Annotated in this window: 30 protein-coding genes; 17 read left to right on the top strand and 13 right to left on the bottom strand. The window is 48.4% G+C overall.

Going from position 1 to position 23594, the window contains the following annotated elements; genetic code table 11:
* Window positions 1-112 precede the first annotated feature (112 nt).
* Window positions 113-1150 (top strand): LacI family DNA-binding transcriptional regulator, encoded by a 1038-nt coding sequence (locus O59_RS09575; protein WP_040391818.1) that lies wholly within the window; start codon window positions 113-115, stop codon window positions 1148-1150.
* A 70-nt stretch (window positions 1151-1220) separates the two neighbouring features.
* On the opposite strand, the gene O59_RS09570 is transcribed toward O59_RS09575, so the two are convergent.
* Entirely contained in the window at window positions 1221-2057 is an 837-nt protein-coding gene (locus O59_RS09570) for an HDOD domain-containing protein (protein ID WP_007642013.1), read from the bottom strand.
* A 17-nt stretch (window positions 2058-2074) separates the two neighbouring features.
* Window positions 2075-3034 carry a folate-binding protein YgfZ gene (locus tag O59_RS09565; RefSeq protein ID WP_007642011.1) on the bottom strand — a complete coding sequence of 320 codons (960 nt, stop codon included), beginning with the start codon at window positions 3032-3034 and terminating at the stop codon, window positions 2075-2077.
* A 113-nt stretch (window positions 3035-3147) separates the two neighbouring features.
* On the opposite strand from O59_RS09565, the gene O59_RS09560 reads away from it, so the two are divergent.
* Together O59_RS09560 and O59_RS09555 are read left to right on the top strand one after the other, a co-directional pair.
* Window positions 3148-3402 (top strand): succinate dehydrogenase assembly factor 2, encoded by a 255-nt coding sequence (locus O59_RS09560; RefSeq protein WP_007642009.1) that lies wholly within the window; start codon window positions 3148-3150, stop codon window positions 3400-3402.
* The gene (locus O59_RS09555) at window positions 3368-3916 is read left to right on the top strand and encodes a protein YgfX (RefSeq protein WP_157152523.1); all 549 of its coding nucleotides are present in this window, start codon (window positions 3368-3370) and stop codon (window positions 3914-3916) included. The genes O59_RS09560 and O59_RS09555 overlap by 35 nt, the downstream gene beginning before the upstream one ends.
* Window position 3917: 1 nt before the next feature.
* Here O59_RS09555 and nadB read toward each other — a convergent pair whose 3' ends face one another.
* On the bottom strand, window positions 3918-5555 hold the full coding sequence (gene nadB / locus O59_RS09550; protein ID WP_007641992.1) for an L-aspartate oxidase: 1638 nt from the start codon (window positions 5553-5555) through the stop codon (window positions 3918-3920).
* Window positions 5556-5781: 226 nt separating this feature from the next.
* Between nadB and rpoE the strand changes: the two genes are divergently transcribed.
* From rpoE to arfB, 5 genes are all read left to right on the top strand, one after another.
* A complete protein-coding gene (rpoE, locus tag O59_RS09545) occupies window positions 5782-6372 on the top strand; it encodes an RNA polymerase sigma factor RpoE (RefSeq protein WP_007641990.1) in 591 nt (196 codons plus the stop codon).
* Window positions 6373-6497: 125 nt separating this feature from the next.
* Window positions 6498-7223 (top strand): sigma-E factor negative regulatory protein, encoded by a 726-nt coding sequence (locus O59_RS09540; protein WP_081489678.1) that lies wholly within the window; start codon window positions 6498-6500, stop codon window positions 7221-7223.
* Between the two features lie 88 nt (window positions 7224-7311).
* Window positions 7312-8343 (top strand): MucB/RseB C-terminal domain-containing protein, encoded by a 1032-nt coding sequence (locus O59_RS09535; protein WP_157152522.1) that lies wholly within the window; start codon window positions 7312-7314, stop codon window positions 8341-8343.
* A gap of 16 nt (window positions 8344-8359) precedes the next feature.
* Window positions 8360-8833, top strand: a complete 474-nt coding sequence (locus O59_RS09530; protein ID WP_007641983.1) for a SoxR reducing system RseC family protein — start codon at window positions 8360-8362, stop codon at window positions 8831-8833.
* Between the two features lies 1 nt (window position 8834).
* Entirely contained in the window at window positions 8835-9254 is a 420-nt protein-coding gene (gene arfB, locus O59_RS09525; RefSeq protein WP_007641982.1) for an alternative ribosome rescue aminoacyl-tRNA hydrolase ArfB, read from the top strand.
* Between the two features lie 36 nt (window positions 9255-9290).
* On the opposite strand, the gene O59_RS09520 is transcribed toward arfB, so the two are convergent.
* Together O59_RS09520 and O59_RS09515 are read right to left on the bottom strand one after the other, a co-directional pair.
* Complete coding sequence (locus O59_RS09520) at window positions 9291-10391, bottom strand: MJ1255/VC2487 family glycosyltransferase (protein ID WP_007641980.1); 1101 nt, start codon at window positions 10389-10391, stop codon at window positions 9291-9293.
* 121 nt (window positions 10392-10512) lie between these two features.
* Window positions 10513-11055, bottom strand: a complete 543-nt coding sequence (locus tag O59_RS09515; protein ID WP_040391817.1) for a phosphatase PAP2 family protein — start codon at window positions 11053-11055, stop codon at window positions 10513-10515.
* A 185-nt stretch (window positions 11056-11240) separates the two neighbouring features.
* Between O59_RS09515 and O59_RS09510 the strand changes: the two genes are divergently transcribed.
* From O59_RS09510 to galK, 3 genes are all read left to right on the top strand, one after another.
* Window positions 11241-11612 (top strand): diacylglycerol kinase, encoded by a 372-nt coding sequence (locus tag O59_RS09510; RefSeq protein ID WP_007641976.1) that lies wholly within the window; start codon window positions 11241-11243, stop codon window positions 11610-11612.
* A 236-nt stretch (window positions 11613-11848) separates the two neighbouring features.
* Window positions 11849-12892, top strand: coding sequence for a UDP-glucose--hexose-1-phosphate uridylyltransferase (locus O59_RS09505; protein ID WP_007641972.1), 1044 nt, complete (start codon window positions 11849-11851; stop codon window positions 12890-12892).
* 6 nt (window positions 12893-12898) lie between these two features.
* Window positions 12899-14047: a galactokinase gene (gene galK, locus O59_RS09500; protein WP_040391816.1), complete on the top strand. Its 1149-nt coding sequence runs from the start codon at window positions 12899-12901 to the stop codon at window positions 14045-14047.
* A gap of 136 nt (window positions 14048-14183) precedes the next feature.
* On the opposite strand, the gene O59_RS09495 is transcribed toward galK, so the two are convergent.
* Entirely contained in the window at window positions 14184-14399 is a 216-nt protein-coding gene (locus O59_RS09495) for a hypothetical protein (protein ID WP_040391814.1), read from the bottom strand.
* Window positions 14400-14529: 130 nt separating this feature from the next.
* On the opposite strand from O59_RS09495, the gene O59_RS09490 reads away from it, so the two are divergent.
* The 3 genes from O59_RS09490 to O59_RS09480 all read left to right on the top strand — a co-directional run bounded on the left by O59_RS09490 (window position 14530) and on the right by O59_RS09480 (window position 16455).
* On the top strand, window positions 14530-14850 hold the full coding sequence (locus O59_RS09490) for a BolA family transcriptional regulator (RefSeq protein ID WP_007641963.1): 321 nt from the start codon (window positions 14530-14532) through the stop codon (window positions 14848-14850).
* A 132-nt stretch (window positions 14851-14982) separates the two neighbouring features.
* Window positions 14983-15993 (top strand): rhodanese-related sulfurtransferase, encoded by a 1011-nt coding sequence (locus tag O59_RS09485; protein ID WP_007641962.1) that lies wholly within the window; start codon window positions 14983-14985, stop codon window positions 15991-15993.
* Between the two features lie 123 nt (window positions 15994-16116).
* A complete protein-coding gene (locus tag O59_RS09480) occupies window positions 16117-16455 on the top strand; it encodes a hypothetical protein (RefSeq protein ID WP_007641961.1) in 339 nt (112 codons plus the stop codon).
* Between the two features lie 81 nt (window positions 16456-16536).
* Here O59_RS09480 and O59_RS09475 read toward each other — a convergent pair whose 3' ends face one another.
* From O59_RS09475 to fnr, 4 genes are all read right to left on the bottom strand, one after another.
* Window positions 16537-17055, bottom strand: a complete 519-nt coding sequence (locus O59_RS09475; protein WP_007641960.1) for a hypothetical protein — start codon at window positions 17053-17055, stop codon at window positions 16537-16539.
* 303 nt (window positions 17056-17358) lie between these two features.
* Window positions 17359-17736: a SirB2 family protein gene (locus O59_RS09470; protein WP_040391812.1), complete on the bottom strand. Its 378-nt coding sequence runs from the start codon at window positions 17734-17736 to the stop codon at window positions 17359-17361.
* Between the two features lie 53 nt (window positions 17737-17789).
* Window positions 17790-18386 (bottom strand): DUF4202 domain-containing protein, encoded by a 597-nt coding sequence (locus O59_RS09465; RefSeq protein ID WP_007641953.1) that lies wholly within the window; start codon window positions 18384-18386, stop codon window positions 17790-17792.
* 38 nt (window positions 18387-18424) lie between these two features.
* Window positions 18425-19183, bottom strand: coding sequence for a fumarate/nitrate reduction transcriptional regulator Fnr (gene fnr, locus O59_RS09460; RefSeq protein ID WP_007641951.1), 759 nt, complete (start codon window positions 19181-19183; stop codon window positions 18425-18427).
* Window positions 19184-19575: 392 nt separating this feature from the next.
* Here fnr and O59_RS09455 point away from each other — a divergent pair, with 392 nt between their 5' ends.
* The gene (locus tag O59_RS09455) at window positions 19576-19782 is read left to right on the top strand and encodes a cold-shock protein (protein WP_007641948.1); all 207 of its coding nucleotides are present in this window, start codon (window positions 19576-19578) and stop codon (window positions 19780-19782) included.
* Between the two features lie 120 nt (window positions 19783-19902).
* Here the strand turns inward: O59_RS09455 and O59_RS09450 are convergent, their stop codons facing one another.
* Window positions 19903-21360: a GGDEF domain-containing protein gene (locus tag O59_RS09450; protein ID WP_007641945.1), complete on the bottom strand. Its 1458-nt coding sequence runs from the start codon at window positions 21358-21360 to the stop codon at window positions 19903-19905.
* Window positions 21361-21596: 236 nt separating this feature from the next.
* Here O59_RS09450 and O59_RS09445 point away from each other — a divergent pair, with 236 nt between their 5' ends.
* Window positions 21597-22037 carry a DUF3592 domain-containing protein gene (locus O59_RS09445; RefSeq protein WP_007641943.1) on the top strand — a complete coding sequence of 147 codons (441 nt, stop codon included), beginning with the start codon at window positions 21597-21599 and terminating at the stop codon, window positions 22035-22037.
* A 43-nt stretch (window positions 22038-22080) separates the two neighbouring features.
* On the opposite strand, the gene O59_RS09440 is transcribed toward O59_RS09445, so the two are convergent.
* Window positions 22081-22284: a DUF2934 domain-containing protein gene (locus tag O59_RS09440; protein ID WP_007641941.1), complete on the bottom strand. Its 204-nt coding sequence runs from the start codon at window positions 22282-22284 to the stop codon at window positions 22081-22083.
* A gap of 106 nt (window positions 22285-22390) precedes the next feature.
* Window positions 22391-22693 (bottom strand): hypothetical protein, encoded by a 303-nt coding sequence (locus O59_RS09435; RefSeq protein ID WP_151058198.1) that lies wholly within the window; start codon window positions 22691-22693, stop codon window positions 22391-22393.
* Between the two features lie 346 nt (window positions 22694-23039).
* On the opposite strand from O59_RS09435, the gene O59_RS09430 reads away from it, so the two are divergent.
* Entirely contained in the window at window positions 23040-23480 is a 441-nt protein-coding gene (locus O59_RS09430) for a hypothetical protein (RefSeq protein WP_040391810.1), read from the top strand.
* Window positions 23481-23594: the final 114 nt, after the last annotated feature.

The following is a 23594-nucleotide window of genomic DNA, read 5'->3' as shown; positions in this document are numbered from 1 at the left end:
AATGCAAGGCTATAACGCTGTCACATTGTTTGTTCCCGGTTTACAATCGGTTGCACTCTTACTGTCTTATGGTCATATTGACCTCTAAAACTATAGCGCTGAGGTGAGTTTAGTGACTAAAGCAACTATCGATGATGTTGCCGCGCTGGCGGGTGTTTCAATGAAAACCGTGTCGCGCGTGGTGAATAATGAACCGAATGTGCGACCAGCTACCCGTGAAAAAGTTGAAGCGGCGATTCGGGAGTTAAGCTATCGACCCAATCAATCGGCGCGCAGTCTTGCGGGCAATCGTTCTTACTTGTTGGGGCTTATTTACGGGCACCCCAGTGCGCACTACGTCTTGGATATTCAAGAAGGTGTATTGGAAATTTGTCGTCCACAGCGCTACGAATTATTGGTGCACCCGGCGATTCATCGCGACCCTAACTTGATTGATGAAGTTACTGATTTGATTTTGGAGAAGCGTGTAGATGGCGTCATGTTGACACCACCGTTGTCAGATAACATGGCCGTGATCTCGCTGCTAAAAAAAATGAATATTCCGTTTGTGCGGGTGGCGCCAACAGAAAATAAATCTGCGTCACCCTATGTAGAAACCAACGACGAAGAAGCGTCCTACGACATGACCTGTCAGCTAATTGCGCAGGGGCATATGCGGATTGGTTTTATTTGTGGTCATCCGGATCACCGTGCAATGTCGTTGCGTTATGAGGGTTATAAGGCGGCATTAATTGAAAATGAATTGCCCTTATTAACAAATCTGGTGGCTCAAGGCGATAACTCATTTGAATCAGGAGAGACTTGCGCTAAACAATTGCTTGGTTTGTCGGAGCGGCCGACAGCGATTTTTGCAGCTAATGATGATATGGCGGCAGGTGTGATGATGGTGGCTCATCAAATAGGGGTAAAAATTCCTGCGCAATTATCGGTGGCCGGATTTGACGATACACCTGTTGCGCATCAAATTTGGCCATCATTAACAACTATTCGTCAGCCGATTCGGCAGATGGCAAAAAAAGCGACTGATTTGCTGCTGAAGCAGTTGCGGGGAAAAGATATTCAACTACCGGCCAGTATGCTGAATTCAAGCATCATTGTGCGTGAATCTACTGGCCCGCTGGTGCCGACAAAATCAGTCAAAACCAAATAGTTTTTCAATACTACTTTTGCCCTCAGTTTTGAGGGCAGGGGTTTCAAATAAATAGGGTAAGTTGGTGTTTCTACACCAGCATCGACATGGCTGCTTCCATATCTGCACTCAAATCTTCTGATTCGCTCACTTGCATGTCTGGGTCGAGTCCAAGTCTTTCAAACGCTTTTACTTTGGTGAAGTCGATTTTGGTCATGGCTGAATCAGTTCCAAGATAACTTTGGAGCATGGCGACAGTGACAACATCCGCATAATCCGCCTTGGGAATAGAGCGAGTAAAGTCTATATGCTGGGTTGGAATGTGCGCGAGCTCCTCGGGGAAACCCCAGGTTTTCAGGATAAGGTCCCCGAGTGGCGCGTGTAATTCATCAATAACAGCATCGAGTGTAAAGCTGTCTTTCAAGAGCGCAGGATGGTCTTCGGCATAGGTGAGAATTGGCAGTACACCGATTTTATGTACCAACCCAGCCAAGGTGGCTTGGTCCGGGCGCAGTTTGGTGTAGTGCTTGCAGAGGACGTGGCAAATACCAGCAACCTCGCTTGAACGGCTCCACACTTCGCGCATGCGCATGTCCACCAAATCCGACGTTGCCTGAAACATTTGTTCCATGGCGAGCCCGGTGGCGATATTGCACGTGTATTGAATGCCAAGGCGCATAAGTGCGGTGCGCAAATCTTCAATCGCGCGACTGGCGCGCAGTAACGGGCTGTTGGCAACACGAATAATGCGCGCGCTCAGCGCAGCATCGTTACCAATAACGCTGGTGAGCTTGTCGATGTCGGCATCCGGGTCGTCGGCAACTTCCCGAACTTTCAGTGCTACCTCGGGTAGTGTCGGTAGTACGAGTTGATCTTTTTCAATTGCAGTTATGATTTCCTGGCGTACTTTTTCAGCAATAGGATTCATTGGTTGTCCTGACATCATTATTGAGTGGCTTCTTCTGCTGTAGGTATAGCATAGGGCAGACTGAGTTGGCTGAGTTTTTCTGTGGCCGATTCTACTTTTGCTTGATCAATTTGCTCATCCAGCAATGAAGCCAATAGTTCGATTTTTCCTTGTTGGTTTAGTGCCGCCATGACTACGGTGCCGGCATTTTGTCCACTTAAACTATTGATTATGGTGGTTCCTGGCGGCGGTATTTGGTCGTTTTTGTATTCAAAGCGATACATATGGCGTTTTAGTTTTCCGCGATAGTGAAGACGCGCCACTATTTCCTGGCCGGTATAACAACCCTTACGAAAGTTGATGCCGTTAACCAATTGATAATTCAGTTCTTGCGGGGTAAACAGCTCGTAGGATTCTGGATAAACCTCACCAATACCGGCAGCGATATCCAATAGCTGCCATTCATCCGCGATAACTTTCTGCGTTTTTTTTTCTATTGCATCAAGAAAGGAATCAACAGTTGCGGTTGCAACCCAGCATTCAAAGCGATTTGCGGCTAATTGAATCAGGTAGCTGCCATCTTTTTCTATCCAGCCCTCGTAAGTTGTAGGCAACTGTTGGAAAAAGGTGGACGCTACAGTAGCGGCGGAATCGCCAAACAAACCGAATAGGGCGAAGTCATTACCGCCATCCTGCAGCTTGGCTTTGGAGAACACTATGTATTTACCCAGTGTTTTTTGCGCCGACTCCATCATGCTTGCAGGCAGGCGTAGCGCGATGGTTTCGTTATTCATTTGCAGGGCGCGAAAGCTCAGGAGTATTCGGCCTTTCGGATTGCATTGCGCTCCAAGACGAGTGACTGGCTCGTTTAGTTCTTTTACATCGCATGTGACTTGGCCTTGCAAAAATTTACCTGCATCAGGGCCTTTGACCAAGAGCAGCTGTTTGTTGGTGAGCGTTGCGAGGTAAGTCATGGTTGATAAATCCGGATTGGGCATGGGGAAGAGTTCCGCAAATTGACTACAGGCAGCGCGATTCTCTAGTCAAAGCGAGTCTTTGGCAAGGTGCTCGTTTATAATGTGCTTCTCTTATTTTTAATACAGGTATTAGCGTGGATATCAATCGTTTAAAGTGGGCTTGTCGGCGCGGTATGCTGGAGTTGGATCTGGTGCTGGCGCCTTTTTTAGAGAAAGTGTACCCAGGACTGGAGCAGAGCGATAAAGAACGTTTCTGGTTGCTATTGGAAGAGCAGGATCAAGATCTTTTTGCTTGGTTTATGCGTCGCGAAAATCCCGATAGCCCTGAACTACAACGGATTGTGGACATTATTCGTGCAAATACCGGCCTTCAAAAAACCAACAGCTGACACTGTTGACCTGCTGGCGGATGGGGCAAGCGGTCCATCGGCTTCTGCATCAAAAGCACTGCCGCCAATGGCAGTGCTCTCCATTTCAACCTCTGCTTTTTTGCGCATCTTTTACCGGCTCTTTTACGGGTTGTTTGTGTTGTCGCTATTTGTCGCGCTCTTTCCTTATATAAGTGATGTTAATACTGGTGGTGTAGTGCGCCTGGTTTGGTTGGCCCTATTGCTGGGTAGTCTTATTGGGCTATGGCATTTATATGCGCTGCAGTGTGCAGCAATACCTGTTGGTTCGCTCGCTTATGAAAACGGATTTTGGATTCTTTCCAACAACAAAAAAGAGCAGCTGAATTGTGTCTTGGTTGGGGAGGTGCTCTGCTGGCCTTGGCTAATTGTTTTGCCCTTGCAGTCCGAGGACGGGAGCAAAAGATTTTTACTGCTTTGCCATGATGCTATTAAGCCCGCAGATCAGGCGCGTTTGCGCACCTGGCTGCGGGCCTGTTTAAGGCCAAAAGGGTAGCCTATACAGTAAGATCAATATCCTTGCTAACAATCACATCCTGTCCGGCAAAATTGGTGGGTACCAGTATGGTGTCCCGTGCAATAGGTGATTTGTTTGGATAGTCGGGCGAGTAGTGCAGGCCGCGGCTTTCTTTGCGCTCATGGGCCGAGCGAATAATCAATTCCGCGACAGTGGCCAGGTTGCGCAGTTCGATCAAATCGCTGCTGATGTTGTAGTTGCTGTAATACTCGGCAATTTCTTTTTGCAGCAATTTAATGCGATGGGTCGCGCGCTCCAAGCGTTTATGGGTGCGCACAATACCGACGTAATCCCACATAAATCGGCGCAGCTCGTCCCAGTTGTGCGAAATCACCACGTCCTCGTCGGAATCGCGCACCCGCGAGGCGTCCCATTGGGGTGATACATCGGGCGTATGAATCTGATCGAGTTTAGCCAAAATATGTTGCGCGGCCGATTGGGCGTAAACGATACATTCCAGCAGCGAATTGCTCGCCATACGGTTGGCGCCGTGTAAACCGGTAAATGAGGTTTCGCCAATCGCGTATAAATGCTGCAAATCGGTTTGGCCGTTTTTATCTACTACCACGCCGCCGCAGGTGTAATGCGCCGCAGGCACGACAGGAATGGGCTCTTTAGTGATATCAATGCCAAACTCCAAACAGCGCGCTTTAACCGTGGGGAAGTGTTCGCTAATAAATTCAGGCGATTTATGGCTGATATCCAGATAGACAAAATCGCAGCCGAGGCGTTTGATTTCATGGTCTATAGCACGTGCCACTATATCGCGCGGCGCCAGCTCTTCGCGCTCATCAAAACGCGGCATAAACCGCTCGCCACTGGGCAAACGTAAATAAGCGCCTTCACCGCGCAGGGCTTCAGTGATCAAAAAGTTTTTGGCGCGCGGGTGGTAGAGGCAAGTGGGGTGGAATTGGTTGAATTCCATATTGGCCACCCGGCAGCCGGCGCGCCAGGCCATGGCAATACCATCGCCACTGGCACTGTCCGGGTTGCTGCTATAAAGATAAACCTTACTTGCACCACCGGTGGCCAGAACAACTACTTTGGCTTGGAAGACGTGAATATCGTCACTGTTGTTATCGAGCACATAGGCGCCGCTGCAGCGCAGCTTGCGCGAGTCGGCATCGGCTTGGGATATCAGGTTAATCGCTACATGATTTTCAAATATGTCGATGTTTGACTGTTGCTGCACTTGATCGATCAAGGTGGAGTGCACCGCCTGACCGGTGGCATCGGCGCTGTGAATAATGCGGCGATGGCTGTGGCCGCCCTCTTTGGTGAGGTGATAATCGCCATTGGAGTTTTCTTTGGTGAAGTTAACCCCTTGGTCGATCAGCCATTGAATTGCCGCTTTGCTGTGTTCGACCGTAAAACGCACGGCGTCTTCGTGGCACAGGCCGGCGCCGGCAATCAGCGTGTCGGCAACATGGGCGTCAATCGAATCCTGATCGTCAAGTACCGCGGCAATCCCGCCTTGGGCATACCAGGTAGACCCTTGGTTAATAGCATTTTTACTCAGCACAGCTACGCGCGCATTCTTCGCGAGGCTTAATGCCAGCGTGAGGCCCGCAGCGCCTGAGCCAATCACCAGCACATCATATTGGTAGTGTTTATTCATTCAGATCAAACCCGGGTTGGGAAAGGAGGGCAAAAGTGGTCGCCAGTATATCAAGCCTTCGTGGCATAAAGAGCGGCCACAAATGCTATATACGAACTAAACAGCGTTGCGGGTAATAACTCCGTATAATGCCCCCTGAACTTTTAGTGTAGGGTTTTGTCTATAAGCGGCGTAAATCCAATAGACTTTGCATAAGATACTGTGTTTTCCCTTGGGGGTTTAAAGAATGACAGCGCAACTAGCGCCTGATGTTGATCAGCAATTGGTCGAGCGAGTTCAAAAAGGCGATAAACGCGCGTTTGATTTGCTAGTGATTAAGTACCAGCACAAAGTGCTGGCGGTGATTAGCCGGTTTATCCGCGATCATGCGGAAGCTCAGGATGTCGCCCAGGAGGCGTTTATTAAGGCCTATCGCGCACTACCCAATTTTCGCGGCGATAGTGCGTTTTACACCTGGATTTATCGTATTGCGATTAATACGGCCAAGAATCATATTGTGGCGCGCAACCGCCGTCCGCCGTCCAGCGATGTAGAAATTGAAGATGCCGAGTTCTTTGATGGCAATGATGGTATGCATGAACTCAACACTCCCGAGCACAATGTGTTGTGTGAGGAGCTTGAAAATACCATCGCCCAGGCATTTAAAGATCTCCCTGACGATCTGCGTACAGCGGTAACCTTGCGGGAGATTGATGGTCTGAGTTACGAGGAAATTGCCGAGGCCATGGAGTGCCCTGTAGGGACGGTGCGTTCGCGCATCTTCCGCGCCAGAGAGGCAATTGATAAACGAATCAAGCCGCTCGTTGAGGACATTTAGCCATCTTTAAAAACTTTCACATTTTTTTGTAAATCTTTGAACCAATTGACTAGTATCCAGTCATATCGAGTACAGAGCTACATAACCGAATCTTCACCAGCATTTGCACAGAGGCGCCAGCGAGAATGACAGAGCAAACTCAACCACCAGTGCTTGCCGAATCTTTATCAGCACTAATGGACAATCAGGCTTCCGAGCTTGAGCTACAGCGTTTACTTAAAGCGCTGGACTCGGATTCTGAACTGAAGTCCACCTGGTCGCGTTACCAGATCGCCAGTGCAGGCTTAAAGGGTGATATTCCGGTTCTTGCTTCAAGCGATTTTGCCTCGCGTGTGAGTGCAGCCATTGCGGCGGAAGAAACCTATTCGGCACCAGCCATCAGTGATGTAGCAGAACAAACGTCTGTTGCAGGTTCGAATGTAGTTGCCATGCCTTTGCGCTGGTGGCAACAAGCTGGGCGTGTCGCCGTTGCTGCTTCGGTAGCGGGGGCGGTAATTCTTGGTGTTCAACAATATCAAACTCCCGGTGCTAACCCTGCTGATATGGCGGCTGGCACCATGGCTGCGGCGCCTGCACCGGCAGTAGAAACCAAAGCGGCAAATCTACCATCTGGCATTAATGCACCTGCATTGTCTGCGCGCACTGTTGCCGTACAGAGTGGTTATGAGTCTCGTCCGCAAGAGAGTCGTCGTGTGATGTTTGTACCGCGTCAGCAAGTGGCACCCGTGTACAACGAAGATGTGAGTAGTTATGTAAACCAGTTAATCCAAGAGCATACCGACAACGCGTCGCTCAATAGCGGGCAAGGTATGTTGCCTTATACTCGAGTGATTCTGGTCGAAGAGGACTAGTTTTTATATCTCCCTTTCTGTCCGGATCCTTGTAAAAGCAGGTGGAGTAGTTATGCTGCTCCCCTGATTCCACACTCCCGAGACAAGCATGTTGATCCCCGTTCTTATCCGTCAGTTTATTCGTTCCAGAGTTACTCGTTTTATTCCTTTCGTCGCTATTTTTCCTCTGACTGTGTTGGCACAGTCAGATGGGCTCAATAGCTCAACTCATTCAGCCGATGCCATAAATACTGTTGCACCTATGGCGACCCAATCGCCTGAAGTTGCCAACCTGTTGCGCAAAATGGCGACTATCCCTCATACCCTTAATTACCAAGGTTCGTTTACCTATCAACATAAGGATAATCCTGCGCTGCAGAGCTTTCGCATCATTCATTGGGTTGAAGACGGCGTAGAGCACGAACGTTTGCAGCATTTGAATGGGCCGGAACGGGAGGTGCTGCGCACGGGTAAAGCGATTGGTTGTGAATCGCTGGGAGATCAGTTGTTACAGGGCAAAATTAGCCAGTTTGGTGCCAACCTTGCACGTATGGATCAGCTCTACAAGTTTGAAATTCGCGGACCTGAGCGTGTCGCAGGGCGTGAGGCAACTGCTCTTCTAGCTCTGCCGTTGGATCAATTCCGTCATAGCTCCTTGCTGACTATCGACAATGAAACCGGCTTGGTGCTCAAATCCTGGTTAGTGGATGAATCCGCGCGACCGCTGGAACGCTATCAATTTATCGATCTCGATCTAAGCCCGGAAATCGAGAACTTGCGGGAACCCAAAGCGCGCTTACATCGTGCGGCAACACCGCAAGTGGCTGATTGCAACCCAACCGATGCTAAACAAGCTGAGCGTTGGAATTTGGTGTGGGTTCCGCCGGGTTTTGCTTTTGTAGGACAGCGCCAGGTGCGCAACCAGATTGATATGTTGATGTATACCGATGGCTTGACCACCTTTTCTGTGTTTATCGAAGAGGCCAGTGGTTCGATCCCGGAAGGTGTTGCCCAGCGCGGCGCTACTTTGGCGGTGATGGATTCACTGCGTCACGCCAATAAAAATTACCGCATCACCGTAGTGGGTGAAATTCCTGTCGTCACCGCGCAAAAAATTGCGCAGAATATAGCTGGAATTTAAATCGTTCAGGTGTCCCATGATTGTTGAAACTGGCCGTATCGTATCTTTGGAAGCTGAGGGCGTTTGGGTGGAGACCATCCAAAAAACGGCCTGTGGTTCCTGCAAAGTGGAAAAAGGGTGCGGTCAAAGTCTATTGAGTAAGTTGGATGGCCACACGGCCTACATCTGGGTATTGTTGGATGGTCGCGATTCCGCGCAGTACCGCGTGGGAGATGAAATCCAAATTGGAATTCCCGAAGAGGTAGTCGCTAAAGGTTCGTTGCTGGTTTATCTGGTGCCGGTGATTAGCCTGGTTGTGTTGACAGCGCTGGCACATAACTACTTTGCCCATGAGTTGCTGACAACACTGGCCGGTTTTACCGGTTTGATTCTTGGTGGGTTTATCGTTCGCTGGCATTCCTGGCGAACCCGTTTTGATCGCGAGTTACAGCCAGTGTTAGTGGATGAGCAAAAACCACTGCGTTTTTTCGAACCTGCAGAACAACACTGAGATGTTGCGTATCAATGCCTCCATCGTTATTCCGCCGAGTGAGATCGAGCTGACTGCCATGCGCGCTCAGGGGGCGGGTGGCCAGAACGTCAATAAGGTGTCGAGTGCGATACATTTGCGTTTTGATATCCCCAATTCTTCATTAAGCGATTTTTGTAAATCCCGCCTGTTGGCATTAGGTGATAAACGTATCACCAACGACGGGGTTTTAATTATCAAGGCGCAGACTTACCGTACGCAGGAACAGAATCGCGATGATGCTTTAGTGCGATTGCGGGAAATAATTCTTGGCGCGATAAAAATTGAGAAGCCTCGCCACGCCACACGTCCGACATTCTCTTCCAAACAGCGCCGCATGGATGAAAAAACCCAGCGCGGCAGCATCAAATCAGCGCGGCAGAAAAAAATATCCTTTGATTAGCGCGCTTTGCCCATCTGTTTGGTTGCATCGGGTTGTTTAAAACCCAGCTGACTTAGCCAATACACTTACACTTTCTTTTTGCTTCTTTTCACTCAGCTCCAGACGATCACGCTGAATCAGTGGTTGCCACAACTGCTGCTGTAAAACCTCCATATTTTTCCCGCGACTGGTAATCAACCAATCAACCAGTGCTTTGGCAACGTCAGGGTAATTTCGTGGTCCATTGGGTGCGGGTTGCGGTAGCCAATGTGCGAGAGTGGCTACATCAAATTGTTTTGCCTCGGTGCCTAAACCTAGTTTTTCCAACGCCATGGCATTGGATTTTTGTTCCATTTGCCCGGCGACGGGCTGGGCCAGAATTTTTTTGCCTAAATGTATGGCTTCGCTTGGCAATTCAAAACCCGCACTGCAAATAACGCCTTCACAGCGATGCAAATCCATTTGAAATCCTTCACGTGAAAAAGGGCGGATATGGATATGGCCTTCGTCGTAGGCAGCGGGAACGGGTTGATACACAAAAAATTCATAGTCAGGAAATTCACGCAGCTGTGGCAGTATGTCATCCAGCCCTGCAAATGGCAGATACACCAAATAGTGTTTGGGGGTGGAGATATTTGGGTAGTGACTGGTTTCCACCAATGGCGGCAAAATAGGTTGGCCGAAGTGATGCCAATGCAAGCCAATCGGCTGTGTTACCGGTGCAAAGTTGCGCATAAACCAGCGCACAAAAATATTGTCATCTGCTTTGGGTATGTCGTAAAAAAAAGCGTTTTGATGCGAGATGCCAATGACTTTTTTCCCGGCGAGTTTGGCTGCCCAAGCGCTGACGGGTTCGAAGTCGTTAATAATAAAATCATAGCCTTCAACATTCAGGCTTCTTACATCGCTATATAGTTGGCGGATATTTGCGGTCAGCAGGGTTTTTAAGTAGCGAACTTTACCGTGTTCGGTTGCAAAGGTTAGCCCGCGAAAGGATTTAAAATCACCGAAGGTTTGCATATCAAAATAGTCAGCGCGTTCGCGCCCGGAAAATACCCAATCAACCTGAGCTCCTGCATCGGCCAGTGCTGTGGCCATGATCCGCGCGCGAGTCGTATGGCCATTTCCTGTGCCTTGAACGCCGTATAAAATTTTCATGCGGTTTTGCTCCTGAAGTGAAAAGCGTGCGCGTTATGTTATGACCAGCGCGCCGTTAGACTGATGCAAGGCTGGCTGTAAAGAAAATTAGCGCAGTGCAACAATCAGTGCAGTGCAGCAATTAATGCAGTGCAATAAGCAGTTGATGCAAATAAATTCCCCAAAATGCACAGGCACTGCCCAACAGTGCACCGGCCACTAAATCAGTCGGATAATGAACACCGAGTAGTACGCGGCTTATGCCAACGGCCGAGGCCCACACAAAACAGGGCAGGGCAAACGCGGGGTAAAACTGCCATACCAAACAGGCAAATAAAAATGCGGCAGCGGTATGGCCGGAGGGAAAACTGAACTGATCGGACGGGGTGATAAATGCTTGGTAAGTGGTAATTTTTACTGCGGGGCGATCGCGTTTAATCAGGTTTTTCAGCAGCAGGTAAAGACTCACATCAAAACTATAAGCGATAATGCCCGCCCAAAAAAATGTGATGCCCGCTTTGGGTTCGAGCAATACCAGCATCAGCGCGATACACAAATAAACCGGGCCGTCGCCGGTGGCGGAAATAAATCTTACCGAGCGACGATATTGAAAGCGTTTTGTCACATGTACCCACAAGAATGCAAGGGTGTCCAGGTGATGGACTCGCTGTAGGAAAGTGTTCATGATTCACCGCCATTAATGATTTGCAGATGAATGAGAGCGACAGTGCATTGGGCTCTCTCCGCAATCATTTTTAGCACTGCTTTGTGACGCTTCTGTGAATACTTGGTGAAGCTCGAATGACAACTGACAAGCGGGGTTGTACTGGACCTTGGTTGGCATCTAACTGACAAATGTGGAGAAGATAAATGGGTAAGCCTGGTAAAACTGGCATAGCGCGGGTGATTGATGCATTTGGTTATTCGATGAAAGGTTTGTCCGCCAGTTGGAAATACGAAGCGGCATTTCGTCAGGAAATAACCATGGGCGTGTTGCTGATTCCAGTTGCCTTTTGGTTGGCGCAAACTCACATAGAGTTGATTTTATTAATCAGCAGTATTTTTTGGGTGTGGATGGCAGAGCTGGCAAACTCATCGGTTGAAGCAGTGGTGGATCGCACTGGTTCCGAGCGCCATGAGCTATCAGGGCGCGCAAAGGATATAGGTTCGGCACTGGTATTTATGAGTTTATTATTACTCGCAATAGTTTGGGGCATAGTGGCGTTTAACCGCTTTGCTTGATGATTGATAGGTTTGTTTCTCCAAACCCCGGCAAGTTATCTTGCCGGGGTTTTGTATTTTTTGTGATCGTAAATTCATCCTAAAGCTTACTGTTTGATTGGGATTCATCCAGAACTCGCCCCTATGTGAGGAATACACAGGAAAAAAAGAGAATTACGGATTGTGATCTTCTGGCTATTAGGTTAAATTAGGCTCATTGTTTAATTATCATATTTATATGCCCAAGTAGGTAGTGTATGACAGAAACCTTTTCGGTCAATGAGCATCCTCATCGCCGTTTCAATCCGCTTACTGACGAGTGGTTGTTAATCTCCCCGCACCGTACCAAGCGCCCCTGGCAGGGTCAGCAAGAATCCAATCAATGGCCGGAAAGTGCCGCCCATGATCCCAACTGCTATCTCTGCTCCGGCAATCTACGAGCGGGTGGTGAAATCAATCCGGTTTATAAAACTACCTTTGTATTTACTAACGATTACGCTGCACTTATGCCAGAAGTGCCGGATGCCCCTAAATCCAGCGACCCGTTGTTTCAAATCCAGGCGGAATACGGCAGCAGCCGGGTTATCTGTTTTTCTCCGGATCACAGCAAAACCTTGCCGTTATTGAACGATGAAGAGATCCGCGCGGTGATCGGCACCTGGATGCAAGAGGCCGCCGAGTTAGGTAAACGCTTTGCCAGCGTACAGATTTTTGAGAATAAAGGTGCGGTGATGGGCTGTTCCAATCCCCATCCCCATGGACAAATTTGGGCGCAGTCCCAGCTACCAACACTGGTGAGCAAAGAGGATCAGCAACAGCGCGCCTATTATCAGCAGCACCAACAATCCTTGTTATTGGAATACGCCCGCAAAGAATCGGCGAGCGGCGAGCGGGTTGTTGTTGAAAACGAACATTGGCTGGTGGTGGTGCCGTTTTGGGCAGCTTGGCCCTATGAAACCTTATTGCTGCCTAAGCAGGCGCGTGCGCGTATCACTGAGTTGACCGAAGCTGAGCAAGTGAGTTTGGGCGATATATTGCGCGACATTACTGCCCGGTATGACAACCTCTTTGAGTGTTCCTTTCCGTACTCCATGGGTTGGCACGGGGCCCCATTCACTGCAGATGACGCCAGTCATTGGCAGTTGCATGCACATTTTTTCCCGCCATTGCTGCGCAGCGCCACGGTGCGCAAGTTTATGGTGGGTTATGAAATGTTGGCCGAAGCACAGCGCGACTTGTCACCTGAACAAGCCGCTGAACGGTTGCGTCAGCAATCTCCTGTTCATTTTAGATTGAGGTAAGCGGGCGTGACGACACTCTCTGCCGCTCGTGTGAGCGAATTATTTGAAGCATCCTTTGGTTTTAAACCGGTCACCACAGTGAAGGCGCCAGGGCGCGTCAATATCATCGGTGAACATACGGATTACAACGGCGGCTTCGTGCTACCCGCCGCGATTAATTACAGCACCTTTATCGCACTGGCTCCGCGCGATGATCGCCAACTGCATTTGGTTGCCTACAACTTTGATAATGCGTCCTGTGTTGTTGATCTGGATGCAGTACAGCAGCATGATGCGGCTGAGTCCTGGCCCAACTATGTGCGCGGTGTGGTGCAGGAGTTGCGCAAAAAAGGTTTCACTCTGGCGGGTGGTGACTTGTACATCGCCGGTAATGTGCCTGCTGGCGCGGGGCTGAGTAGCTCGGCATCGTTGGAGATTGCCCTGATTCGCGCTTTGCTGACGCTCAGTGGTGAAGCTGTTGATCCGACGGAAGCAGCCTTGATTGGGCAGGCGGCAGAGAACTATTTTGTCGGTTGTAACTGCGGCATTATGGATCAGCTTATTTCGGCGCGCGGGCAGGAAAATTCGGCGTTATTGATTGATTGTCAGGATTTATCGGTGCGCCCTGTGCCTATGCCCGCCGATTGGGAAATTCTGATCGTGCACAGCGGCGTGAAGCGCGGTTTGGTGGACAGTGAATACAATCAGCGCCGTCAGCAATGTGAGACCGCCGCGGCATTTTTTGGTCAAACTTCATTGCGCGCGGTTGAGCTTGCGCAGTTGCTGGCCGCTGAAGGTGAGTTGGATGAATTGAGCTTTCGTCGTGCGCGCCATGTATTAACCGAGAATGCACGCACCTTGGCGGCGGCAGAAGCGTTGGCGGCCGGTGATCTACCTGCATTAATCAAGGTGATGGTTGAATCCCATGCCTCCATGCGCGACGACTTCAATATCACCACTCCAGCGATTGATTCCCTGGTTGACATTCTAGTGGAAGCGGGTGCCGGTAAGGCCGGCGCACGTATGACCGGTGGTGGTTTTGGTGGCTGTGTAGTGGCCGTGGCGCCTGCGGCAGTTATTCCGCAGCTGATAGCCGCCGTGGAAACGAAATATCAAGCCCGCACCGGCTGTATTCCTACGCTAATCCGCGCTAAAGCCAGTGCCGGGGCGTTTTAATCTGCAGTAACTGCGGTAATTTTTCTCCCTTATGTCGTTGTTTGCCCCGCCTTGTGCGGGGCTTTTTTTTGCTAGCCAGTTATTCATGAATTCAGCTAAATCAGTTTTAAATCCAGATAATAAATAGAGGGGTAACTTAATGGGAGTTACCTGAATCCTTAGGGGGTGGGGAGGTTGAAAGACCTAAAAATGCTTCCAGATCTTGTTCCAGAGTGCGATCAGCGGCGCGGCGTTCGGTGGATTTGCGGCGTTTGCGGTGGTAAAGGTCGAGCGGCAGGTATTTGCAGGGGTCGCGGTCTAGGCGGCGATCATTACCTTTACGACGATCGATAAAAAATCGGTAACCGCTCATGATGAATCCCATTTACCTAGGTGGATGGTGATTACTCTGTAAGAAAGTGGCGACTAGTTGCTCCAAGTCAACATAGTGTAGGTCTTTGCCGTTAGAATGCGCGTAAAATTTTGTACCCTGTGGTGACCTTATGAAACCTGTTGAAAATCGTATCCTGACCAAGCTAGCGGCAGAGTTTCAACCTGTGCATCTGGAAGTGATTAACGAAAGCCATATGCATTCGGTGCCTCCTGGTTCAGAAACCCATTTCAAAGTTGTACTCGCGGCGGCCGCATTTGCAGGTAAGCGTCAGGTACAGCGCCACCAAGCTATTTATGCTTGCCTTGCCGAAGAGCTGCAAAATGGTGTTCACGCTTTGGCGCTGCACACGTTCAGCCCGGATGAGTGGTTGGCAAGTGCAGTGGTTCCGGCGTCACCCCAATGTCTTGGTGGCAGTAAACACGACCATTAATAATACTGGCTGTACAAAAAACAAGCGCCTATAATGCGCGCCCAGTAATCTGTGAAGGTTTATCTAGCCTAGTTTCAGGTTTAATTTTTACGTTTAACCCTACGTTTAACCCCACATTGTTAAGTGCTATCTATGAGTCAGATTGTTGTTGCCGCCCTCTATAAGTTCGTCAAATTACCCGATTATGAAACGCTGGTACCGCGCCTCAAGACTTTCTGTGACGAGCAGGGCATTAAAGGGACGCTATTGCTGGCGGAAGAGGGTATCAACGGTACTGTCTCAGGTACTCGTGAAGCGATAGATGCCTTGCGCGCATTTCTGGATGCTGATGGTCGTTTTGATAACCTCAGTTATAAAGAGTCATTTTATGACGAGCAGCCTTTCTACCGTATGAAGGTCAAACTCAAAAAAGAAATCGTAACCATGGGTGTGAACGGTATCGATCCACAACAAATCGTGGGCACCTATGTGAAACCCAAAGATTGGAATGCGTTGATCAGCGACCCGGATGTGGTAGTGATTGATACCCGCAACTCTTATGAGTATGAAATCGGTACCTTTGAGCGCGCGATTGATCCCAAAACCGAAACTTTCCGCGAGTTCCCGGCTTACGTGGCAGAGAATCTTGACCCAAGCAAACATAAAAAAGTCGCCATGTTTTGCACCGGTGGTATCCGCTGCGAAAAATCAACGGCCTACATGAAAGAGCAGGGGTTTGAAGAGGTTTATCACCTGGAAGGCGGCATCCTTAAATATCTGGAGGAGGTGCCGGAAGAGGAGAGCCTGTGGCGTGGTGAATGTTTTGTGTTTGATAACCGCGTGGCCGTCAATCACAAATTAGAAAAAGGCATTTACGACCAGTGCCATGGTTGCCGTTATCCCATTACCGAAGAAGACAAACAGTCAGAGCGCTATATGTTGGGTGTGTGCTGCCCGCGCTGTTTTGACAAACTCACTGAGGAACAAAAAACGCGTTTTTCCGAGCGTCAAAAGCAAATCGAGTTGGCCAAACAGCGCAATCAAGCGCACATAGGTGTGTTGCCACCCGAGCGTCAATTGCGTCGGGCGCAAAAACTGGAGTTGCGCGAAGAACAGCGCCGCAAATCAGCGGCGGCTGAAAATGCTGCTGCAGTAAATGGTTAAGCAAATAAGTTTGTACTTAGCTGGGGTGCTTGAGGTGGCCCCGCTAAATAGCCAATAGCTATTTTGTCACATAAATAGTTTATGATTTAATGCAGGTTCCGTTAATCATCATCAGTGGTAGTTATGAATTTTGAGGATTGGGTGGCCGATATGGCTGCCGGCACAGCGACACATACGAGTGGTTTTAGTATTCGTATCGAAGGAAACCCCAAGGACCCGAGTGATGTTTATCCCGGCAAATTTCCAGAGGGTATTAGTTTTGTCGATCAGGCAAGGCTCTTGCGATCTGGCCTGGAGTTTCTGGCAAAAGCCAGCGGCAGCGCGCCCAAGTCCTGGCATTCCAGCCCGGTAGCCGATGCTAAATCCGAAGCGATAAAAGCGCGGGAAGAGCTGGCCAAGCATTTTGCAGAGCGTCCCGACAAACCTGAACGGCCAGTGCTCTCGTTGAAAAAGAAATCCTGATCGCGGGTTCCAGCACACAATAAAAAACCGGCCATGTGCCGGTTTTTTTATTGCGGTGGTTGTGTCGATTTTATCGCTTACTTAAAGCAAGCCGCGGCGTTGCAGTTCAAGGTAGTGTGCATCCACATTTTTAAACAGCTCATCAAATTTTTGCCCTGCCGGTGCAGTAACCAACTCCAGGCTTTCCACTTCCGCACGGGGGCGCATCATGATTTTGTGCAGCTCTTCAGCAGTGCCATTCAGCGATGCAAGAATTTTTTCCGTGCTTTCTTTATCGCGGAAAATACGGCCTTGCTCAGTCAATTGCAGATAGTTATCGCACTCTTGTAGCCAGTCTTTGCGTTGCAAAATAAAGTTGCGGATATTCTTTGCTCCGCCGCGATGTGCCGTTGGCAATTGTTTTTCGCGATAGGTTTGCAAGCTCTTGCGCCCATGCAGTAAAAAATCCATCCCGGTAGTTTTGCAATATTTCTGGTTGAGGTAGCTGGCAAACTTAATATTATTTGCCGCTTCGGCCTTGGCGCGCTTACAGGTTTCGTCGCAAGCGAGGCTGAATGGTGAAAAACAAATAAGGGTGATGATCAAAAATATCTTCTTCATAGGGTTCGCCATTATTAAAGTTATTGGAAAGCTAAACAGCAGATACGTGATATAAATCACTTTTTAAGAAACGTCAAGTATTGTAAATAAAATAGCCCTTACTAATTACTTATAGATCTAAGCCTAGGCCAACCCGCAAAAAATACAAATAATTACCCCTTAGCCTCACTATCAGGGGTGATACTTAATTCAGAAGGTCAAGAGATGGTTGGCACGGGAGAAACATAATAGGCGTGGGGAAAATCAGATGATGGGCATGCAAGATCGCACCAGTAGTGATAAACCACTGGTGCGATTGAAACATTAACCGAAGAAACCCATCGGGCTTTTGGTGATGGCGACACTGATGATGTAAGCGAATACTACGAGTGCGTCAATCCATAGTATTTTTTGCACCAGGGGTTTGCTAACTTTAAAGGCACCTACACCCAGAATAATAAAAACAACCAAACCAATAATTTTTGCCATCAACCATGGTTGTTCACCTGGTTTCATGCCCAAATGTACCGCGAGCACAATACCCGAGACCAACATAATGGTGTTGATAATGTGGGGGGCAATTTTCAGCAGTTTTTTATGCAACATGGATGAATTCATAAATAACAAAACACCACGCACTAAAAAAATGAGCAGCGAAAGTACAACAAAAGTTAAATGCAAATGTTTAAGGGCTAAGTACACGGGGGGTTCCTTTTTTGTTTATGTGAAAATTATTGAAATTGTTGGTAATAAACTCAGGTGTCCGGGCTGAGCGCTTTACCTACCAGTGCGAGCATGCTGTCACTCAGTGGTAATTTCAGTGCGGCGTCATGGCCCGTGGGTGACATTTTGTTCCAGGTCTTGCGGATAATATCAATCAGTTTTACTTCATCGTGTTTGCTAGCAAAGTCTTCTAAATAAAATTCAATAAACACCAGGCAAATCACATCTTCCAGTGTTTGTACTTCTTCATCGCGCTTTAAACTGCGTTTAAGCAGCAAGTCTTTTACGCGAGAGATGATTGTTTCGTCGTAACCCTGTGCGGCCATAATTTCACCGGCGATATCGCCGTGCATTTGCGCTAAATCCAGACGCCACTTTTTATAGCCGCTACGATCCATTGGGTAGTCAGAGCGCGGAATCTTCCAGCGACAAATATGCTGGCTGCGTGTCGCGAGCTGTAACGCTTCGGATGCATCGGGGCAAAAACGTGACAGCTGTGCACTCATACGTTGGGCATAAATCCATTCTTTGGCAACGGTTTTGCCTTCTACTATTTCGCTATTCGGGTCTTGCAGGTTGGCGGCATCAAATGCGGCGAGGGTGTCTTGCAAACGCTGGTTGCTGATCATTGTAGGTGCTCGTGGTTTATTGCAGGTGCTTGCAGTGGTTAGCAGTGGCCATCGCCATTGGCGATATTGCGCAGCAACTCCATGTTAGTGATGAGGACTTCTTTTTTATCCACAGAAATCACCTCCTGTTTTTGCAAGCGAGTAAAAATACGGCTGACTGTTTCAATGGTCAGGCCCAAATAATTGCCAATATCGGTGCGCGACATAGGTAAGCGGAAGGCATTGGCCGATAGCTGGCGGCGGCTATTGCGGCTGGAAATACTTAGCAGTAGGGCGGCAATGCGCTCTTCGGCGCTGCTTTTGCTCAGCAGGGTAATAATTTGCTGATCCTGGGTAATTTCGCGGCTCATCAATTGAAAAAAGTGACGTTGCAGATTAGGGATTTGCAAGCTCAATTCTTCCATGCGATTAAACGGAATTTCGCACACCGATGCGGTTTCTAATGCGATTACTGAATTGGTGTAGCGATTGTCGGCAATACCATCCATGCCGACTACCTCGCCGGGCAAATAAAACCCGGTGACTTGTTCTTCACCGTTATCACTCAGGGTCAGTGCTTTTACTGCACCCGAACGAATGGCATACACCGAGTGAAAGTGGTCATTAGCGCGATAGAGATAATCGCCTTTTTGTAGCGGTTTACCGCGTTGGATAATGCCGTTCAGGCGGTCGATATCTTCAATGTGCAGGCTGATAGGCAGGCAAATAGTATTTAAACGGCAATTGCCGCAGCTGACGCGCTTATCGTGAGGGCAGCTTGAATCCTGGGTTTTTACAATGTTCTGATTAGCTGTCATGGGTCCACCACCTCGAATATAAGACTATGGCAGGAAAACTCCGCGCCAACAGTATGATGAGTGATTGTTGCAGCTTTAACGGGGGCGGTAAATAGTTGATTTAGCTCAAATGTCTGGATAAATTTAATACGGCGGGAGATGTCGTGGAGTAGTGCTACCTTATAACTAAAAAGCCATAATCTTTGTCAAATCACCCTCTTTACTTGCAGCGGGCCGAATAATATATTGGCCCAGCTGGCCAGTTAGCAGCATTATTTATGGTAAGTCACATCGTTGTACTAGCAGTGAATCTCTTAGCACCTCGTTTTGTTTTTCATAAGTAAGATCTGAATCCGCCAGCGCAATCCCACTTGGGGTATTCATTTTTATTTAAAGAAACATCGAGGTTTATTATGGCTAGAAGCACTGGTACCGTTAAATGGTTCAACGAGTCTAAAGGTTTTGGTTTTATCGCTAGCGAGGCCGGCCAGGACGTATTTGTTCACTACAGCGCAATCAGCGGTTCAGGTTTCAAAACCCTGGCTGAAGGCCAGCGTGTAGAGTTCGACGTAAAACCAGGTCAAAAAGGCCCACAAGCCGAGAACGTAATTGGTTTGTAATTCGCCGCGCTTGCGCATTTGAGCAAGCAGTAATAGGAAGCTGCCCGGTTTAATCCCGGGCGGCTTTTTTTTTGATGGGATTTTTGTTTGTGATGGGAATAGCAATGTGGTGAATGCGAGTTAATTCGCCACCACAACGCGGTTGCGTCCTGCTTCTTTCGCGCGGTACAGCGCCTGATCCGCCCGCGCGAGCCATGCGTTAAAAGAGGTATCCTGCGCAGAAAAAATAGCTACACCCAAGCTAATCGTTGCGCGGAGTTCTTTGGTCTCGTGATAAGCCGCAGTTGTCGCAATGCGATTGCGCATCCGCTCGGCAAATTGCAGTGCACCTTCTGCGTCGGTTTGCGGCAGTACAATCACAAATTCTTCGCCACCATAACGGCTGGCGATATCCATCCCGCGCGCTTCCGCTTGTATCGCCTGCGCAATATTACGGATCACCGCATCACCCGCGGCGTGACCATAATGATCATTAATATTCTTAAAATGGTCGATATCTAATATCACCAGCGCGCCACCGCTGCCCATACGGCTGGCGCGGAGCCATTCACTGCTCAAGCGTTCATCCATAGTGCGACGATTGAGCAGACCGGTAAGACCATCAGTTTGGGCAAGGCACTCCAGGCTTTCGTTGGCACTGTGCAGATCACTTAATAATTCATTGGTTGAGCGTTGCCAGCGGGTAAACAGTTGGTAACCAAAAAATGCGATAAATAAAATAATCATCGCGAATACCCAAAAAAATACCCAAGTGGTCTGCTGCAGAATCATGATGGCATTACTCACTTCAGCACTCATGGAGCTGCTGCTAGTGATAAGCGCGCGATCCAACTGATTGCTCGCTAACTGAATCGTAGCCGCACCGTACACCAGTACACCGATGGTAATTGCCCCCAGCAGGCGCAATACCGAGCGCCGTACATTGCCGCTGGCAAGGCGTAAATAGGCAGGGTGATGTTGTTGCCAGCGCGCAATTTTGGGCCACAAGAGCGCGAGCAATGGGCCCACAATAAATACACTTTGCAAAAATGCGCCCAGCCACCAACCCTGCCAAATTGCCAGCAGGGCAGTGCGATCAATGTGGTTGGTATAACACCAAATGAGTGCGCCGCTGGAGCTAAAAATGCTCGCCACAAAACTCAGCTGGATATAAAACAATAATGAATTGGAGTCGCGTAAGTTTTTATTCGCTGGAATCGCTTGATAGCCAACCGCCAGAATCGCAAAACCCAATGGGTTCGCGCAGGCAAAAATGATCGCCCAATGCCATGGCATGCCCGAGTAAAGCGCCAGTGAAAGCGTGGATAAATAAGCAGGAATTGCCCCCCAGCGCCAACCGCAGGTGAGGGTGAGGAATAAACAAATAATCAGGGTAGGGTAAACGGTGATATAAACTGTGACACCGCCAAAATCCAGCGGTATACCCGACCAACTTTTTATTACCGATAGCAACCCGAGCGCGATACTTGCCAGCACCAGCGCAAACCAGCCACCAAAAATAATGGTCTTATCCCGACGGCTGCCAACCCGCCAGAGTTTGGTCGGGGAAAGTGCCCGGTAATGATTCAAACTGTCCAAAAAAAGTCTCCAGCTTTTAATTCTCCAGTAGCAACTGTCCAATTGCTATCTAACCTGCTGTGAAGTATAGGGTTTCTTTTTTGTGGCGCGATAATTTTTGTTTTCTATTGGTTGACGAGGAAGTGATTGCAGGTAAAGTGAGGGTGTTCTTGGTGTAATGCCCTGTAATGGTTGTGTTTATCAGTATTTGATAAGGCTGCGGGTGATTGGTAATTAAATTTTTTGCGAGAGTGTAAATGAATCCCGACAACGAGAAAAAATATCAACGTCTGCGCTCACTTTTTTTTGGATTGTGCATAGTTGCGGCTGGTATGTTGTTTTTATCCAGCGCGAGCAATATTTATAAAAGTACTGCTGCCGCGCATTGGCCAGTGCACAAAGGTACCGTCACCAACGAATTGCGCGGTGCCTTGGCAGGAGGTTATTACGGTGGGCGTTGGTTGGAATATAGCTACGAGGTGGATGGTAAAGAATATCGCGGCACTCGTATCGGGTTTGGCATTAGTCGCCCGCAAACAGCGCTAAAAAATGGCGAGCTGATTCAGGTTTATGTAGACCCCGACGATAAAAACATCGCCGTCATTGCTGTCGGTATTTCCCGCAGTCATTTTATCGGGCTGCTTTTTTCAGTCGGTTTTGTGTGGTTGGGTTTTGTGATTTGGCGACGGACTCAATAAGGCTCGCACGATTTGCCAACAGGGTTTCGCTGCTATTAAAACACTAGGTTTGATCAGGCTGTTCGGGTTCTGTTGTGCCTTTTGCTTCTGAAGGATCAGTGGATATTTTGGGCGACGGCGATCCATGTTTTTGTTCGGCGGCCATCTTGGTGGCGATTTGCCAATGTCGATCGGTTTGCCCGCTGGGTTTACCTTCAGATACCCAAAGGTAATAAGCCAGTTCGCGGATCTCGTGTTCGTTAGGCATGATGAACTCCTCACAATGAATGAGTTCTTTTTATAACAGTCATCAAATTCCTTTTCGGTGTGTTACGCCCCATATAGGGTTTTATATCCTGACGCGTGAGGAATGCTTATACAAAATCTGTCAGCGCGACCCAGCCACGAATTTTCCCGATATACACAAACGCGAGCCCCAATTTAGTTACATAGCGCGCATCACCCGCTGCAGGTGGGTCGTACTCTTCCAATCCTTCCAATGCCAGCGAGCTGTCCAGCGGTGGTTTCCACTGCATAGTTTGCGGGCTTTCCGGCATGCTCAATTCACTATCCGTCCAGACTAAACCATCGCGTTCAACGGGCGATGCATGGTTGAACTCGGCGGGGATAAACACGGCAGAAGTCCCCGCCATTTTTTTGTAAACACGTTGTCTCATTGTCCATTCCGTTTAAGTGGATGTTTGCTCTTAACAGTAGCGCTATTAAAACAGCTGCAGTCAGTGTTGTTTTGATATGGGTCAACAGGATGCAAAAGCGGTGGGGTGACGATATCTCTGCAAGACACTATTGATTAACTTAACTCAGTAAAACCGGGTAAAAGTGATATTCGACTAGTGATATGAAGCGCGAGCAGGAATACTAGTTTTTTAAAACACCAAATCAATTTTAACTATTTGATATTTATGTAATTATAGGTGGCTGCAAACTCGCATAAGAAATGATATGTGGTGGGAAGATATACAGCTATGGCCGTTTAATAAACTGTTATGAAAAAGGTAGATTATGCTAAAGAAAATAATGTTAATTTTTATATCAGCCTTTCCTTATTTTTGTGTTGCAGGCTCAGATTGTTCAACTGATGATGATTTCAACGAAATATCCTTCGCTGACTGCATAGAGCTAGAAGCCACAAAAAAAATAGAAAACTATAACAAGGCTATTTTCGAAAACATCAAGAATCGTGACAGCGAAACCTGTAATGCGGATAAATATATGGCTGAAATGAAAGCGTATCAGGAGTCATTTATTGAGACCCAATTGAAGAGGTGCAAAGTAAAAACATTTTGTCAAGCGGAAGGTATAAACCTTTCTGCATGCGGAGCTGGGCAGGCGTTGTTGGTATATCAGTGCGAAAAAAATGCTGCCGTAGAGCTTGTTGAGCATCTGAAGGTGGAAGACTTTGGTAATGAGCACTGCACTAGTATTCCAAAACTTAAAGACTAAAAGTTCATAACAAGTGATTGTGGTAAAAAATCGACCCGACTACCGAGCCTGCTAATTATCTTGGCAGCCGCTAACTTCCACTTTTTGGCCGTTTACGATCTCCAGCTACTTCTC

The sequence above is a fragment of the Cellvibrio sp. BR genome, assembly GCF_000263355.1.
Taxonomy (GTDB): Bacteria; Pseudomonadota; Gammaproteobacteria; order Pseudomonadales; family Cellvibrionaceae; genus Cellvibrio.
The sequence above is the reverse complement of the archived record's forward strand: the minus strand, read 5'-3'. Positions and strand labels throughout refer to the sequence as shown.

What these genes read in the sequence shown, in the direction of transcription:
- O59_RS09510 (WP_007641976.1), top strand. Translation starts at nt 11,241, where the DNA reads ATGGGTAAGCCTGGTAAAACTGGCATAGCGCGGGTGATTGATGCATTT.
- O59_RS09505 (WP_007641972.1), top strand. Translation starts at nt 11,849, where the DNA reads ATGACAGAAACCTTTTCGGTCAATGAGCATCCTCATCGCCGTTTCAAT.
- O59_RS09495 (WP_040391814.1), bottom strand. Translation starts at nt 14,399, where the DNA reads ATGAGCGGTTACCGATTTTTTATCGATCGTCGTAAAGGTAATGATCGC.
- O59_RS09570 (WP_007642013.1), bottom strand. Translation starts at nt 2,057, where the DNA reads ATGAATCCTATTGCTGAAAAAGTACGCCAGGAAATCATAACTGCAATT.
- O59_RS09480 (WP_007641961.1), top strand. Translation starts at nt 16,117, where the DNA reads ATGAATTTTGAGGATTGGGTGGCCGATATGGCTGCCGGCACAGCGACA.
- O59_RS09565 (WP_007642011.1), bottom strand. Translation starts at nt 3,034, where the DNA reads ATGCCCAATCCGGATTTATCAACCATGACTTACCTCGCAACGCTCACC.
- O59_RS09445 (WP_007641943.1), top strand. Translation starts at nt 21,597, where the DNA reads ATGAATCCCGACAACGAGAAAAAATATCAACGTCTGCGCTCACTTTTT.
- O59_RS09455 (WP_007641948.1), top strand. Translation starts at nt 19,576, where the DNA reads ATGGCTAGAAGCACTGGTACCGTTAAATGGTTCAACGAGTCTAAAGGT.
- O59_RS09485 (WP_007641962.1), top strand. Translation starts at nt 14,983, where the DNA reads ATGAGTCAGATTGTTGTTGCCGCCCTCTATAAGTTCGTCAAATTACCC.
- arfB (WP_007641982.1), top strand. Translation starts at nt 8,835, where the DNA reads ATGTTGCGTATCAATGCCTCCATCGTTATTCCGCCGAGTGAGATCGAG.
- fnr (WP_007641951.1), bottom strand. Translation starts at nt 19,183, where the DNA reads ATGACAGCTAATCAGAACATTGTAAAAACCCAGGATTCAAGCTGCCCT.
- O59_RS09520 (WP_007641980.1), bottom strand. Translation starts at nt 10,391, where the DNA reads ATGAAAATTTTATACGGCGTTCAAGGCACAGGAAATGGCCATACGACT.
- O59_RS09475 (WP_007641960.1), bottom strand. Translation starts at nt 17,055, where the DNA reads ATGAAGAAGATATTTTTGATCATCACCCTTATTTGTTTTTCACCATTC.
- O59_RS09430 (WP_040391810.1), top strand. Translation starts at nt 23,040, where the DNA reads ATGCTAAAGAAAATAATGTTAATTTTTATATCAGCCTTTCCTTATTTT.
- O59_RS09535 (WP_157152522.1), top strand. Translation starts at nt 7,312, where the DNA reads ATGTTGATCCCCGTTCTTATCCGTCAGTTTATTCGTTCCAGAGTTACT.
- O59_RS09515 (WP_040391817.1), bottom strand. Translation starts at nt 11,055, where the DNA reads ATGAACACTTTCCTACAGCGAGTCCATCACCTGGACACCCTTGCATTC.
- O59_RS09465 (WP_007641953.1), bottom strand. Translation starts at nt 18,386, where the DNA reads ATGATCAGCAACCAGCGTTTGCAAGACACCCTCGCCGCATTTGATGCC.
- O59_RS09440 (WP_007641941.1), bottom strand. Translation starts at nt 22,284, where the DNA reads ATGCCTAACGAACACGAGATCCGCGAACTGGCTTATTACCTTTGGGTA.
- O59_RS09490 (WP_007641963.1), top strand. Translation starts at nt 14,530, where the DNA reads ATGAAACCTGTTGAAAATCGTATCCTGACCAAGCTAGCGGCAGAGTTT.
- nadB (WP_007641992.1), bottom strand. Translation starts at nt 5,555, where the DNA reads ATGAATAAACACTACCAATATGATGTGCTGGTGATTGGCTCAGGCGCT.
- rpoE (WP_007641990.1), top strand. Translation starts at nt 5,782, where the DNA reads ATGACAGCGCAACTAGCGCCTGATGTTGATCAGCAATTGGTCGAGCGA.
- O59_RS09435 (WP_151058198.1), bottom strand. Translation starts at nt 22,693, where the DNA reads ATGAGACAACGTGTTTACAAAAAAATGGCGGGGACTTCTGCCGTGTTT.
- O59_RS09530 (WP_007641983.1), top strand. Translation starts at nt 8,360, where the DNA reads ATGATTGTTGAAACTGGCCGTATCGTATCTTTGGAAGCTGAGGGCGTT.
- O59_RS09540 (WP_081489678.1), top strand. Translation starts at nt 6,498, where the DNA reads ATGACAGAGCAAACTCAACCACCAGTGCTTGCCGAATCTTTATCAGCA.